Origin of the sequence: Pseudomonas sp. KCJK9058 (genome assembly GCF_046230975.1) — a bacterium.
GTDB lineage: Bacteria > Pseudomonadota > Gammaproteobacteria > Pseudomonadales > Pseudomonadaceae > Aquipseudomonas > Aquipseudomonas alloputida.
This window is the reverse complement of record NZ_JBJJLR010000006.1, coordinates 1-12,548: the sequence shown is the minus strand read 5'-3', so window position 1 is coordinate 12,548 and position 12,548 is coordinate 1. Positions and strand designations below refer to the sequence as shown.

Annotated in this window: 15 protein-coding genes; 5 read left to right on the top strand and 10 right to left on the bottom strand. The window is 63.2% G+C overall.

Translation table 11 applies throughout. The annotated features are described in order from the left end of the window. Positions 1-5: 5 nt before the first annotated feature. Together ACK59Z_RS05685 and ACK59Z_RS05680 are read right to left on the bottom strand one after the other, a co-directional pair. Positions 6-779 (bottom strand): class II glutamine amidotransferase, encoded by a 774-nt coding sequence (locus ACK59Z_RS05685; RefSeq protein ID WP_003254671.1) that lies wholly within the window; start codon positions 777-779, stop codon positions 6-8. A gap of 14 nt (positions 780-793) precedes the next feature. Next, positions 794-1,291 carry an MFS transporter gene (locus ACK59Z_RS05680; RefSeq protein ID WP_108192191.1) on the bottom strand — a complete coding sequence of 166 codons (498 nt, stop codon included), beginning with the start codon at positions 1,289-1,291 and terminating at the stop codon, positions 794-796. A gap of 81 nt (positions 1,292-1,372) precedes the next feature. Between ACK59Z_RS05680 and ACK59Z_RS05675 the strand changes: the two genes are divergently transcribed. Continuing rightward, complete coding sequence (locus ACK59Z_RS05675; RefSeq protein WP_108192190.1) at positions 1,373-3,415, top strand: S9 family peptidase; 2,043 nt, start codon at positions 1,373-1,375, stop codon at positions 3,413-3,415. Between the two features lie 198 nt (positions 3,416-3,613). On the opposite strand, the gene ACK59Z_RS05670 is transcribed toward ACK59Z_RS05675, so the two are convergent. Further along, complete coding sequence (locus tag ACK59Z_RS05670; protein ID WP_003254675.1) at positions 3,614-3,892, bottom strand: hypothetical protein; 279 nt, start codon at positions 3,890-3,892, stop codon at positions 3,614-3,616. A gap of 132 nt (positions 3,893-4,024) precedes the next feature. Between ACK59Z_RS05670 and ACK59Z_RS05665 the strand changes: the two genes are divergently transcribed. Further along, entirely contained in the window at positions 4,025-4,396 is a 372-nt protein-coding gene (locus ACK59Z_RS05665) for a YajD family HNH nuclease (protein ID WP_108192189.1), read from the top strand. A 72-nt stretch (positions 4,397-4,468) separates the two neighbouring features. Continuing rightward, the gene (locus ACK59Z_RS05660; protein ID WP_003254677.1) at positions 4,469-4,939 is read left to right on the top strand and encodes an RNA methyltransferase; all 471 of its coding nucleotides are present in this window, start codon (positions 4,469-4,471) and stop codon (positions 4,937-4,939) included. 64 nt (positions 4,940-5,003) lie between these two features. On the opposite strand, the gene ACK59Z_RS05655 is transcribed toward ACK59Z_RS05660, so the two are convergent. The 3 genes from ACK59Z_RS05655 to ACK59Z_RS05645 are packed head-to-tail and all read right to left on the bottom strand — an operon-like array spanning position 5,004 to position 6,924. Continuing rightward, the gene (locus tag ACK59Z_RS05655) at positions 5,004-5,222 is read right to left on the bottom strand and encodes an aldehyde dehydrogenase family protein (protein WP_108078912.1); all 219 of its coding nucleotides are present in this window, start codon (positions 5,220-5,222) and stop codon (positions 5,004-5,006) included. Between the two features lie 2 nt (positions 5,223-5,224). Next, positions 5,225-6,433: a hypothetical protein gene (locus tag ACK59Z_RS05650; RefSeq protein WP_108192188.1), complete on the bottom strand. Its 1,209-nt coding sequence runs from the start codon at positions 6,431-6,433 to the stop codon at positions 5,225-5,227. 41 nt (positions 6,434-6,474) lie between these two features. Next, the gene (locus ACK59Z_RS05645; RefSeq protein ID WP_003254680.1) at positions 6,475-6,924 is read right to left on the bottom strand and encodes a YcgN family cysteine cluster protein; all 450 of its coding nucleotides are present in this window, start codon (positions 6,922-6,924) and stop codon (positions 6,475-6,477) included. A 144-nt stretch (positions 6,925-7,068) separates the two neighbouring features. Here ACK59Z_RS05645 and ACK59Z_RS05640 point away from each other — a divergent pair, with 144 nt between their 5' ends. Further along, positions 7,069-7,662 carry a nitroreductase family protein gene (locus tag ACK59Z_RS05640; protein WP_003254681.1) on the top strand — a complete coding sequence of 198 codons (594 nt, stop codon included), beginning with the start codon at positions 7,069-7,071 and terminating at the stop codon, positions 7,660-7,662. Positions 7,663-7,773: 111 nt separating this feature from the next. On the opposite strand, the gene ACK59Z_RS05635 is transcribed toward ACK59Z_RS05640, so the two are convergent. From ACK59Z_RS05635 to ACK59Z_RS05620, 4 genes are all read right to left on the bottom strand, one after another. Next, complete coding sequence (locus tag ACK59Z_RS05635) at positions 7,774-8,706, bottom strand: D-2-hydroxyacid dehydrogenase (RefSeq protein WP_108192187.1); 933 nt, start codon at positions 8,704-8,706, stop codon at positions 7,774-7,776. 2 nt (positions 8,707-8,708) lie between these two features. Further along, positions 8,709-9,002: a YcgL domain-containing protein gene (locus ACK59Z_RS05630; RefSeq protein WP_003254683.1), complete on the bottom strand. Its 294-nt coding sequence runs from the start codon at positions 9,000-9,002 to the stop codon at positions 8,709-8,711. Beyond that, entirely contained in the window at positions 8,999-10,132 is a 1,134-nt protein-coding gene (gene rnd / locus ACK59Z_RS05625) for a ribonuclease D (RefSeq protein ID WP_409292593.1), read from the bottom strand. Before rnd ends, ACK59Z_RS05630 begins: the two co-directional genes overlap by 4 nt. A 189-nt stretch (positions 10,133-10,321) precedes the next feature. Continuing rightward, the gene (locus tag ACK59Z_RS05620) at positions 10,322-11,959 is read right to left on the bottom strand and encodes a phosphoethanolamine transferase (RefSeq protein WP_108192185.1); all 1,638 of its coding nucleotides are present in this window, start codon (positions 11,957-11,959) and stop codon (positions 10,322-10,324) included. A gap of 252 nt (positions 11,960-12,211) precedes the next feature. Between ACK59Z_RS05620 and ACK59Z_RS05615 the strand changes: the two genes are divergently transcribed. Then, positions 12,212-12,448 carry a YdcH family protein gene (locus ACK59Z_RS05615; protein ID WP_003254689.1) on the top strand — a complete coding sequence of 79 codons (237 nt, stop codon included), beginning with the start codon at positions 12,212-12,214 and terminating at the stop codon, positions 12,446-12,448. The last annotated feature ends 100 nt before the right edge of the window (positions 12,449-12,548 follow it).

Genomic DNA, 12,548 nt, shown 5'->3' with positions numbered 1-12,548 from the left:
CGTCCTTAGCTCTGGCCGTGCGCCACGCACTCGCCGTGCCGCCACAGGGCCCACTGACCCGGCGCGTAGCGGTGCCAGGTCTCGTTCTCGGTCAGGGCCTCGGTAGCAATCACCGTGACCACGTCGTTGGGGGTGGTTTCGGTATGAAAGTCGACGATCAGGTCGACATCCTTCAACCGTGCGGCACCAAATGGCGCACGGCGGGTAATGTGCACCAGCTTGGTCGAGCAAAAGCAGAACAGCCAGTCGCCGTCGCTGAGCATGCAGTTGAACACGCCCTGACCACGGTAGCCGGCACAGGCTTCGACCAACACTGGCAGCAGCTGCTCCACCGGCACCGGTTCGGGGAAAGCGCTGCGGATGCGGTTGAGCAGGTCGCAGAAGGCCGCTTCGCTGTCGGTGTCGCCCACTGGCCGGTAAAAACTGGCCAGGCCCTTGAAGTCACCCAGCTGGCCGTTGTGCGCGAAGCACCAGTTGCGGCCCCACATTTCCCGCACGAACGGGTGGGTGTTGGACAGGCACACCCTGCCGACGTTGGCCTGACGGATATGACCGATCACCACTTCACTTTTGATCGGGTAGCGCTGCACGAGGTTGGCCACTTCCGACTCGCTGCTCGCGGCCGGGTCCTGGAACAGGCGCAGGCCGCGGCCTTCGTAAAAGCCTATCCCCCAGCCGTCACGGTGCGGGCCGGTACGCCCGCCCCGCTGCATCAGGCCGGTGAAGCTGAAAACAATGTCGGTAGGGACGTTGGCACTCATGCCCAGCAATTCGCACATAGGCGTGTCTCCGTTTACAGACGAGGCTCGACCCGGCCTGCGCCACGCGTAGCGGCTGGCGGCAAGTCGTCACGGTAACGGTCGCTGCGCTCGGCAGCCAGCGGCGCCTGGGTGCCGAGCTGGTCATCCTCGGCCCGCTGACGCCTGGCGGCGGCTTCGGCCTGCTCACGGCGTGCGCGCGCGCGCTTTTCCAGCGGCCAGCGCAGCAGCACGAAGAGGAAGTACAGGCCGAAGGCGATCATGCCATACATGGCGAAGTCGGACACAGCGCGCCAGGCGTTGTTGCCGACCTTGAAAGCGACATCCAGCGCAGTGATGGCGATTGCAGGGGCGAAGCTGTCCTTGACCGGGTCGACGATGGTCGGGGTCAGCAGCAGCACCGCCAGCACCACCCGTAGCGGTTCGCGCAGCCAGCGCCACATCCAGCCGGTGAGCTTGAAGCCCACCAGCAGGCACCCTAAGGCGGCTACTGCGTACAAGCCCCAGGCGAAGGTGTAGTCGTTCTCGGTCATGGTGTTCGTGCAAGCCAGGCAAAGAGATGCCTATGATAAACACTTTTCCGGGCACAGGCAACCCCAATCAAGAGATCTTCAATGCCAGCCAAGCCCCAACCCCCGATTGCCCAAGCCGACCAGGCCACCGACCCGTATGCCTGGCTGCAACAGCGCGATACCCCCGAGGTACTCGCTTACCTGCAAGCTGAAAACGCCTACCAGGAAGCCTGCCTGGCCGACCAGGCACCGTTGCGTGAGCAACTGTTCGAAGAGATCAAAGGCCGCATCCTGGAGACCGACCTCTCGTTGCCGGCGCCCTGGGGCCCCTACCTGTACTACACCCGCACCACCGCCGGCGACGAATACCCGCGTCACTACCGCTGCCCACGCCCGGCCGACGACTCGAACACCGTCGATGAAAGCCAGGAGCAACTGCTGCTCGACCCCAACGCCCTGGCCAACGGCGGTTTCCTCTCCCTCGGCGCGTTCAACATCAGCCCCGACCACCGTCTGCTGGCCTACAGCCTCGACACCAGCGGCGACGAAATCTATACCCTGTACGTCAAAGACCTGGCCAGTGGCCGTGTCACTGCCCTGCCCTTCGACAACTGCGACGGTAGCCTGACCTGGGCCAACGACAGCCAGACGCTATTCTTCGCTGAGCTGGACGACACCCACCGCCCATGGCGCCTGCGTCGCCACACCTTGGGCACCGACGCCGCGCACACCGTGTTCGAAGAGCCAGACGGGCGTTTCTTCCTGCACTGCTACCGCACCAGCTCCGAGCGCCAGCTGGTGCTGCTGCTGAACAGCAAGACCACCAGCGAGGCCTGGGTGCTGGACGCCGAAACCCCGCAGGCGCCGTTCACCTGCCTGGCGCCGCGCGTCGAAGGCCACGAATACTTCCCCGACCACGGCCAACTCGACGGCCAGTGGCGCTGGTTCATCCGCACCAACCAGGATGGCATCAACTTCGCCCTGTACCACGCGCCAGTCGCACCAGTGCCAAGCCGCGAACAGTGGCAGGTGCTGGTGGCGCACCGCGACGCGGTCATGCTCGAAGGCCTCAGCCTGAACGCCGGTGCCCTCACCCTGAGCTTGCGCGAAGGCGGCCTGCCGATCATCGAAGTACGCCCACAGGGCCTGCCGGCCTACCGCGTCGAACTGCCAGACGCCGCCTACAGCCTGTACGTGCAGGACAGCCTGGAATTTGCCAGCACTCGCATACGCTTGCGCTACGAAGCGCTCAACCGCCCGGCCCAGGTGCGCCAGCTGGCGTTGTCCACGGGCGCCCAGGTGGTGCTCAAGCAAACCCCGGTGCTCGGTGCATTCGATGCCGATGACTATGTCAGTGAGCGCCTGTGGGCAACCGCAGCGGACGGCACCCAGGTGCCGATCAGCCTGGTACGCCGCCGCCAGGACCTGGGCAAGACCGTGCCACTGTACCTGTACGGCTATGGTGCCTATGGCGAAAGCCTCGACCCCTGGTTCTCACATGCGCGTCTGAGCCTGCTGGAGCGCGGCGTGGCCTTTGCCATCGCCCATGTGCGAGGTGGTGGTGAACTGGGGGAGGCCTGGTACCGTGCCGGCAAGCAGGAGTACAAGCACAACACGTTCAGCGACTTCATCGCCTGCGCCGAGCACCTGATCAGCCAGGGCGTGACGGCCGCCGACCGCCTGGCCATCAGTGGTGGCAGCGCTGGCGGCCTGCTGATCGGCGCGGTGCTCAACCTGCGCCCTGAGCTGTTCCGCTGCGCCATTGCCGAAGTGCCCTTCGTCGACGTGCTCAACACCATGCTCGACCCGGAGCTGCCGCTGACCGTGACCGAGTACGATGAATGGGGCAACCCTGAGGAGCCGGAGGTGTATGAACGGATCAAGGCTTATGCGCCGTACGAGAACCTGAAAGCGCAGGCCTACCCGGCGATGCTGGTGGTGGCGGGCTACAACGACAGCCGCGTGCAGTATTGGGAGGCGGCCAAATGGGTGGCGAAGTTGCGCACGCTCAAGACCGACAGCAACCTGCTGCTGCTCAAGACCGAGATGGGGGCTGGGCATGGCGGGATGAGCGGGCGGTACCAAGGGTTGAAGGATGTGGCCCTGGAGTATGCGTTCGTGTTTGGCGAGCTGGGTATCCTTTGAGAGAGCGGGGGGCGCGTTGCGCCCCTTTCGCGACACAAGGCCGCTCCCACAGGACAGTGGACTGCCCCCCCCCGATGTCGGACATCTGTCCATCTTCTGAGGTGCAGTCCACAGCGCGGAATCCAGTCCAACCTGCGGGAGCGGCCTTGTGTCGCGATGGGCTGCAAAGCAGCCCCAGACGCCCTCAGCTCCCGCCCGTCAATCATCCTCCACAACCGGCTTTGGCGGGTCCTGTCGCAACCCGGGCAATGGCTGATCCTTCGGCGGGCCGGGCACTGGCATCGGCGGCAACAAGGGCGCCCCCGGCTGGCTGTCATAAGCCTTGGGCGGCGTACTCGGGGTAATCTGCGGGTATGGCGTAGGCGTCGGCGTACCGGGCGCGCCGGGTACTGGCGGCGTGAGCCTGGGTGGCGTACTGGCAGCTTCTGCCAAGGGCAGGCCAGCCATCAACAGCGCGGCGAGGATCGCGTGAAACATCAGCAACCTCCTGTCGGGAACCTTTCTACAGGCTACGCCTAATTCAACGCTTTCGCCTGTCCGCCTGACCTGCAAGCGCGCTAGACTCAAAGGCATAACCGTCACTTGCCTGATCAGAACAAAGGAAACACCATGAGCTCCTCCTCTTCTGCCGCCGCCACCGCGCGCCTCGACCGCATCCTGGCCGATGCCAAGCGCGACAAGGAAATGGGCTACCGCGACAAGGCCCTGAGAATGTACCCGCACGTATGCGGCCGCTGCGCCCGCGAGTTCGCCGGCAAGCGCCTGAGCGAGCTGACCGTGCATCACCGTGACCACAACCACGACAACAATCCTCAGGACGGCTCCAACTGGGAGCTGCTGTGCCTGTACTGCCACGACAACGAACACTCGCGCTACACCGACCAGCAGTACTTCAGCGAAGGCTCCACCAGCACCCCGAGCATTGCCAAGGCTACGCACAACCCGTTTGCCGGGCTGGCGGGCATGCTGAAGAAAGACTGACCATCGATTCGCCCCCCGCTGCTACCGGGCAGCCCGTATAATCGCGCTTTTTTTCGCGAAGGGCCCCGGTACGTGGCAAACAAACGATACAGCTGCATCGGCCTGTTCAACCCCAAGTCGGCAGAAAACGTCGGCTCTGTGATGCGCGCAGCGGGCTGCTATGGCGTCAATTCGGTGTTCTACACGGGCAAACGCTATGAACGCGCACGTGACTTCGTCACCGACACCAAGCGCGTGCACTACGACATCCCGCTGATCGGCATCGACGACCTGCAGCGCATTATCCCGCTGGGCTGCACGCCAGTGGCGGTAGAACTGGTGGAGGGTGCGCGGCCATTGCCGGATTACACCCATCCGGACCGGGCCATTTACATCTTCGGGCCAGAGGATGGGTCGTTGAGCGAAGAGGTGCGGGGATGGTGTGAAGAGACTATCTACATCCCGACCGAGGGCTGCATGAACCTGGCGGCAACGGTGAATGTGGTGCTGTACGACCGCTTGGCCAAGGGGCTGAATACCCGCTCGGGGCCCAAGTTCAAATAAAAAGGCCGCCACTGCGGCGGCAGGACAGACCTGCCAACACAGGGCGACCGAGTGCTGAGCTCCGTCAGAACAGCACCGAAACCGGGCCGAACATTGCCTCGACAAACCATGGGTTGTCGCGATCAACGCTGCCGACGATGGTTGGCTGCACGCTCCCCAACCTCGGTTTCGCCCCGTGAACAATGCTGAGTTTCTGCTCGGCGGTGTATTCCAGGTACGACTTGATACGCTTGAAATGCGACTTGCAGACGATGCCGCCCTGCCGATTGTCAGGCGCAGGGATGCCTAGTGCAGCACCTTGCTCTGCAGCACATCGGAACGCCGCCCCAGCACGTTCTCGCTGATCTGCACAAAGTCTTCGGTACTGACGCTGGGCAGGCGCATCAGCCCCCGCACCACATCGTCCAACGAACGTTTGGCCTGGGTGTGAATGCGGATTTCCTTGTCCAGCGCCTGCAACAGCATCACGCCGCGGGCCACCTGGGCCGGGCTTGCGCGCTCACCCTTGAGCCGGTTGACCTTGGCGCCCTGCTTGCTCAGACGCGCCTGCCAGACCTGGTAACGGTCATCACTCATCCCGCCCGAGCGGCGTAGCAACTCGTTGGCGTAATAATCGGTCAGGCTCTCTACCAGCCAGTCACTGCCGTCACGCCCGTGAATCTGCGCGAACAGTTGCACCAATTCGCGCAGCAACGGGCTATTGCCGTTTTCGCTGACCATGGGCCGGGCACTGTTCAGGTACAACGAGCCCTGCGCAGCCATAGCCCCTCGCCACATGCCGTCACGCGCCCCGACCAACAGCAGCTTGGGCGGGTTACGCGGGAACACAGCTTGTAGTTGTGGCCAGACGAATGTGAGCAAGGTCAGGCTGTCCATGCGCCGCATACCCTGCCCCACCGGCGCGGCCACGGTCACTTCGGTCTCGCCCAGGCGAGCGCGGCGGCTGCCCAGGTCGCCGGCAAGCATCCAGCCGGTCGGGCGATCGAACAGGCGCGACACGTTGTCGATGCGAAACTTCCCCTTGCCGATACGCGGCCAGGACGTTTCGATGCTCTTCCAGCCCTCGGGCAGGTCGAAAGCCAGGCGCGCCACCAGCTCGGTACCATCCTGCTGGTCGAGGCGCGCAGGGGGTATCAGCTGGTCGCCGAGGAACAGTGCCCAGTGTGGGGTGATGCGTGATGAATAGGCGCCGCTGGCCAGCTTCTGGTCCAGCTGCACACGGTAGCTGAGGCTGGTCTTGCCGGCCGCTGGCTGCCAGATACCACGCTGCCCCTTCAGCTGCCATTGCCCATCGGCCTGGAAGCCGCTGTAGGCCCCAGCCTTGCCCAGGTCGAAGTCCAGGCTGCGCACGGTGCTGCCTTCGGCCAATGTCACGCGGACCTCGGCCTGGCCGCTGGCAGGCAGCAAGCGCACCTGGTAGTGGAGGTCGACCTTCTTCGCCCAGGCCGGCGAACTGGCCATCAGGCCCAACAGCAACAACAGCTGGCAACGCATACAGAAACTCCTTGTTTCCCCGAGGCAGCGGGCCGCGCCGGTCAGCTGGCGCGAAAGATCAGGTGGTCTTCCCAGTCGTCTTCGTGCACATCGTGTTCACTGAGCATACGCCCCGACTGGGAAATGCGCTGTTCATGAACCTGTTGCCGGTCGCCACAGACCAGGTGATGCCAAGCCGGCAAGTCCTTGCCCTCACTGACCAGACGGTAACCGCAGGTACTCGGCAGCCACTTGAACTGGTCGGCCTTGCCCGGGGTCAGCTGGATGCAGTCTGGCACGTGGGCGAAGCGGTTGGGGTAGTCGCTGCACTGGCACGTATCCAGGTCCAGCAGTTTGCAGGCGATGCGCGTGTAATAGACGCTGTTGTCGTCTTCGTCCTCGAGCTTTTGCAGGCAGCACAGGCCGCAGCCATCGCACAGCGACTCCCACTCTTGCTGGCTGAGCTCTTCGAGGGTCTTGCGCCGCCAGAACGGCGCGTTTTCAGCGATCATCACACAGGGTTCCTGCCTTCATCTTGGGGCCACGGCGCGCGGCGGCGCCAGTCTAGAGCCTGGCCTTCGGCAAAGCCAGACCGCTTGTCAGTCGCGACGGCACGCAGTAGCGTGCGTTTTTCCCGTCCGTTTGCAGGAGCCGCCATGAGCGCCAACCCCCGCATTGCCGATTACGCCATCAACGAGCAGTTCATCAACCGCTGGTCACCACGCGCCTTCACCGCCGAGCCGATCAGCGAAGAAACCCTGCTGAGCTTCCTCGAGGCCGCCCGCTGGGCACCTTCGGCCTATAATTCGCAGCCTTGGCGCTTCCTTTATGCCCGCCGCGACACGCCTAACTGGGAGCGTTACCTGAGCCTGCTGGTGCCATTCAATCGCAGCTGGGCGCAACAAGCGTCGGCGCTGGTGCTGGTCATTTCGAAGACTACCTTCGCGGCCCCGGGCGCTACGGAAGAAAAACCGGCCCTGTGGCACACCTTCGACACGGGCTCTGCCTGGGGGCACCTGGCCCTGCAGGCCAGCATCAGCGGCTGGCATACCCATGGCATGGCCGGCTTCGATCAGGACCTGGCACGTCAGGAACTGAAGATTCCCGAAGGTTACGCACTGCATGCCATGGTGGCGATCGGCAAGCTGGGGGACAAGGCCAGCCTGGATGAAGCCCTGCAGGCGCGTGAAGTGCCGAGCCCGCGCAAGCCGCTGAGCGAGCTGGCTGCTGAAGGCGATTTCAGCCTGTAAGGTTTGTGTTGGCCGTGCTGGCCTCTTCGCGGGCAAGCCCGCTCCTACGGGGGATCACCACCCTGTGCTGGAGGGGTTTACCCGCGAAGAGGCCGGTACGGGCCACAGCAATCAGTAGCCCCGGGCGAAATCGACTTCGCCACGCAACCCCTGCCCCGCCGCATACGCTCGCACATTCTCCGCAAACAAGCGCACCATCGCCGCCGGCGAGGTGGGCGCCGAGCTGTGCCCGGTCAGCAGCAAGCCCCAGGCGGTCCAGAACGGGTGTTGCTTGGGCAGCGGCTCCTGGCGGCACACATCGATCACCGCACCGGCCAGATGGCCCTCCTTCAACGCCTCGACCAGGTCGGCATCGACCACCGCCACACCACGTCCGGCATTGATGAACAAGGCCGAGGGCTGGAAGCACTTGAACAGCGCTGCGTCATACAGGTCATGAGTCGCCGGGGTATCCGGCAGCAGGTTCAGCACGTAGTCGACCTGGCCAACCAAGCGCGGCAGGTCGGCCAGCGCCGCCACCTCGACGAACGGCGCCTGCTCACGGGCGCTGCTGGCAACGCCGTACAGCGCCACACCAAACGGCTGCAGGAACTCGGCCACACGCTGACCAATGTCGCCTACACCCACAATGAGGACCTTGCGCCCTTCCAGGCTGCGCCCCGGGCGGTCATCCCACCGCCGCTCGACCTGGCTGACCAGGCGCGACAGCACCTCACGCTCATGGCCTAGCATATAGGTGAGCATGTACTCGGCCATCACCTGCCCGAAGATGCCTACTGCGCGGCTCAGGCGGTAATCACGCGGCAGGCCGTCGGCCAGCAACGGCGTGATACCCGCCCATGTCGACTGTATCCAGCCAGGCTTGTGGCCTTGGCGCAGCAGACTGGCCAGCAAGTCCGGCTGGCCCAGCCACACCGGGCACTGCGGTGCCTGGCGGGCCAGTTCGGCAGAGTCGCCGCTGGTCAGCACTTCCAGTTCTGGCGCGGCGGCGCGCAAAAGCCCGGCGTATCGAGCATGGTCATGCTCAGCGATCAGTACACGCATGGTCAGACGGGGTCGTTTCGGCGCAGCAGCTCTTCGGGCAGGTGCTCGATGTACTCATCTTCCAGCGGCGGCATCTGCAGGTGGTAGCCTTGGCTTTCGAGGTTCTCCAGCACCTTGGTGATGTCCTCGCGGGCCAGCTTGCGCTCAGGGCTGAGCACCAGGTCAAAAGCGTGCACGGGGGTGCCGAAGAACGGCAGCAGGCCTTCAGGCACGCGCTCCAGGCCGTCAGCCTTGAGTACGTACAGGTACATTTCGTTCTTGCGTGGGCTCTTGTAGATCGAGCAAATACGTTTCATCGGGTTTCTCCGGCACCTGCCAGGTTCTCCAGCAGGGCCTGGCCCATGCGCTCACGGCGCCAGCCGCGCAGCGAATCGGGCAGTTGATAAGGGCCATTGGGGTATCCGCTCTTGAGCAGCGCCTCCAGGGCTTTCTTGCGCAGCATCAACTCGGGCGCAATCCCCAGGCGCTCGCCTTCGGCCTGGCCGATGGCACGCAGCTGCTTGAGAAGGCCCGCAGCCTCGATCGGCAGCGGCTCGGGCAAGGGCGCAGGCCATTGCTCGGCAGGCAGGCTGGCGGCGCGCTTGATCAGCTGGATGAGGCACTCGCCGTCCTGACGAATGGTGCGTGGGTGCATCTCGTCGATCTTGGCCAGGGCCGACAGGTTGTTCGGCTGGCTTTTGGCCATGGGCCACAGCGAGTGCTCCTTGAGGATACGATTACGCGGCACATCGCGGTTGCGCGCTTCGCGTTCGCGCCAGGCGCACAGCTCACGTAGCACTGCCAGTTGTTGAGGCGCCAGCTTCCAGGCCAGCTTGACGTCGCGGTACAGGCTTTCAGGCTCGACTTCACGGCGCAACGCAGCTACCAGCTCGGCGCCGTCTTCCAGCACCCAGGCATACTTGTCGTCACTCAGCCGCGGGCGCAGCACGCTGAACAGCTCGGCCAGGTGCACGGCATCTTCGGCAGCGTAGCTGACCTGGGTTTCCGAGAGCGGGCGTTGCAGCCAGTCGGAGCGGGTTTCGCCTTTGGGCAATTCGATGCCCAGCACTTCCTGCACCAGCCGCGAATAGCCCATGGAGAAGCCCAGGTTCAGGTAACCGGCGGCCAGCTGAGTGTCGAACAGCGGCTGAGGTAGCTTGCCGGTCAGGCGCAGCAGCACTTCAAGATCTTCGCTGCAGGCGTGCAGCACCTTGACCACACCGCTGTCTTCCAGCAGGTCGGCCAAGGGTTGCCAGTTGCCGATCAGCAGCGGGTCGATCAGAAAGGCGCGTTGGCCGTCGCCGATCTGAATCAGCCCGGCTTTCGGGTAGAAGGTGTCGACCCGCATGAATTCGGTGTCGACGGCGACGAAGGGCAGCAGGTGCCAGTCGCGGCAGTGTTCGGCCAGGCTCTGGTCGTCACGGATCCAGTGAATTTCGATGGCCACAAGGCTCTCCCACTAACATTGGCGCGCAGTATATACGGCGCGGGCACTGCGGGTGAAACTGTCCCGCTTTTCGGGGGCAGTCCACCCTGTGGGAGCGGGCGCACCCGCGAATGAAGGCAACACGGTGTATGGCCCGGGCTTGCCCGCTCCCACAGGGATCGCCCAAGCTTGCATGAAACGCGACTGGCTTCAGCGCTTGGCCGCCAGCCAGGGCCGGCAACTGGCGAACATGTCCAGCGACTGTTGGTAGAGCTCGGTATGCACCTGCAACAGGCCAAGCATCGAGTGGAACAGGTTGTCCTGGGACAGCGGGGCATCGCTGAGCCGTGCCAGGCAGTCGGTATCGACGCCGAAGTCCTCCTTGTAGCTGTCGGAGAACCAGGTCAGCAGTGGTATGTGCTTCTGCTGCTCGGGAGCGATGGCGTACGGCGTACCGTGCAGGAACAGGTTGTACTCGCCCAGCGACTCGCCGTGGTCGGACAGGTAGATCATAGCGGTGTCGACCTTGTCTTGCTTGCTGCGCAGGGTATCGATCAGCGAGGCCAGCACCTTGTCGGTATAGGCCAAGGTGTTGTCGTACCCGTTGATGATTTCCTCCTCGCTGCACTGGTTCAACGCGTTGCTCTGGCACACCGGGGTGAAGCGCTCGCCATCACTGGGGTAGCGCTTGAAGTACTCTGGGCCGTGGCTGCCCATCTGGTGCAGCACCAGCACGGTGTCCTTGTCGAGGTTGTCGATCAACGCGTCCAGGCCTTGCAGCAGGATCTGGTCATGGCATTCGCCATCGGCGCACAGCTGCGGGTCCTTGAGGTTGCTGACGTCGATGAACTGCACGCGATCGCAGGTGCCTTTGCAGCCCGACTGGTTGTCACGCCACTGCACGGCCAGGCCGGCACGCTGCAGGATGTCCAACAGCCCTTCGCGGTTCTTCGCTACGCGGGCGTCGTAGTCCTTGCGCTTCATGCCCGAGAACATGCAAGGCACCGAAACCGCCGTTTCCGTACCACACGAGTGCACGTCGGAAAACGCCAGCAGGCCCTGCTCTTTGGCAAGATTGGGCGTGGTATCGCGGTCATAGCCCAGCACGCCGAAATGGTCTGCCCGGGCACTTTCCCCGACCACCAGCACGGTCAGCGACTTGCGCTCATGTTTTTGCCAGGCCGCATCACGCTTGGCATCTTCACCATAATGCTGGAACGGGCGCGAGGCCGTACCGACACGCTCGCTGACATAACCAATGGAGGCCCCGACGATATTGCTGGGGGTGAGCATCAGGCGCAATTCATGGTGATTGCGAAACAGCGACGACAGCCCTTGATAATTGACCAACGCTACCGAGCCAATGGTCACCACACAGGCACCACTGACCAGCAACTTGCCCAGCAGCTCGCGGTGCCACGGGCGGTAGGCGATTTGCGCCTTCCACAGCAGCACCGATGGCAGCACACCCAGCAGCAGGATATACGCGGCAAACTTGAACGACATCAAGTCGCGCACTTCCGCAACATTGGTCTCGGCCATATTGCGGAACATGGCGGCGTCAATAAGTACGCCGTACTGGTTCATGAAGTAAGCCACGCCCGCGCCACTCATGAACAACACGATAAGTACCGGCTTCAATACATACCGGAAGGCAAGTAACGTGAGGACAAGATTGAAGGCGAAAAGCATCAGCACAGCAAACGCCAGACTCAGCCACAACCCTGACAGGCCAGCAGGAACCGCCGCTTGCAGGTGCTCCCAGAGGAACATGTTGAAGCCGATCAGCAGGTAAAGACTGGCCAGCAGCGTGACCCATTCAGTCCGCAGGGATTTGAAGTTGAGCATTAGCGTTCGCAATCAAGAGTGATTATCACCCCCAGGCCAGATGGCACTGTGGGAAAGTTGGGCGAACTCTAGAAAGCACGTCATCAATTTTTCGTGAAAAACTCGGTAACAATTTCGTGAGGGTGCGTCTTTTACCAATTATCTCAAAACCATTCAGCTGCCATTCAGCCTGAACCGCCGTCACAAGCCTGCGCAAAGACAGCTATTCTCAATGGTCAGGACCTTACCGACAACCCTGACAGAGGTGAAGAAATGCCAGTTCCGCACGATCTGCTCGCTGACCTGCACGTTACCGCTGATGCATTCCAGGCACTCATAGAGAAGGATCAGGACCTGCACAAACTGCACAAGGAGTACAACGCCAAGGACAAGGAGGTGGTAGCCGCCGAAGGCAACGGCACCAACGACGAGGCCGTCAACCGCCTGCGCAAGGAAAGGTTGCTGATCAAGGACAAGATCGAACGGATCATTCATCCGCCCAAATCCTGACAGGCATTTATTGAATCCACCGGCCTCTTCGCGGGTAAGCCCGCGAAAGGGCTGGGCCTGCAGGCCAATGTCCCTGGCCGGTCAACGTTGTCGCCGCCAC

Coding starts and splice junctions, on each gene's coding strand:
- ACK59Z_RS05685 (WP_003254671.1), bottom strand. CDS start 779: ATGTGCGAATTGCTGGGCATGAGTGCCAACGTCCCTACCGACATTGTT.
- ACK59Z_RS05680 (WP_108192191.1), bottom strand. CDS start 1,291: ATGACCGAGAACGACTACACCTTCGCCTGGGGCTTGTACGCAGTAGCC.
- ACK59Z_RS05675 (WP_108192190.1), top strand. CDS start 1,373: ATGCCAGCCAAGCCCCAACCCCCGATTGCCCAAGCCGACCAGGCCACC.
- ACK59Z_RS05670 (WP_003254675.1), bottom strand. CDS start 3,892: ATGTTTCACGCGATCCTCGCCGCGCTGTTGATGGCTGGCCTGCCCTTG.
- ACK59Z_RS05665 (WP_108192189.1), top strand. CDS start 4,025: ATGAGCTCCTCCTCTTCTGCCGCCGCCACCGCGCGCCTCGACCGCATC.
- ACK59Z_RS05650 (WP_108192188.1), bottom strand. CDS start 6,433: ATGCGTTGCCAGCTGTTGTTGCTGTTGGGCCTGATGGCCAGTTCGCCG.
- ACK59Z_RS05645 (WP_003254680.1), bottom strand. CDS start 6,924: ATGATCGCTGAAAACGCGCCGTTCTGGCGGCGCAAGACCCTCGAAGAG.
- ACK59Z_RS05640 (WP_003254681.1), top strand. CDS start 7,069: ATGAGCGCCAACCCCCGCATTGCCGATTACGCCATCAACGAGCAGTTC.
- ACK59Z_RS05635 (WP_108192187.1), bottom strand. CDS start 8,706: ATGCGTGTACTGATCGCTGAGCATGACCATGCTCGATACGCCGGGCTT.
- ACK59Z_RS05630 (WP_003254683.1), bottom strand. CDS start 9,002: ATGAAACGTATTTGCTCGATCTACAAGAGCCCACGCAAGAACGAAATG.
- ACK59Z_RS05620 (WP_108192185.1), bottom strand. CDS start 11,959: ATGCTCAACTTCAAATCCCTGCGGACTGAATGGGTCACGCTGCTGGCC.
- ACK59Z_RS05615 (WP_003254689.1), top strand. CDS start 12,212: ATGCCAGTTCCGCACGATCTGCTCGCTGACCTGCACGTTACCGCTGAT.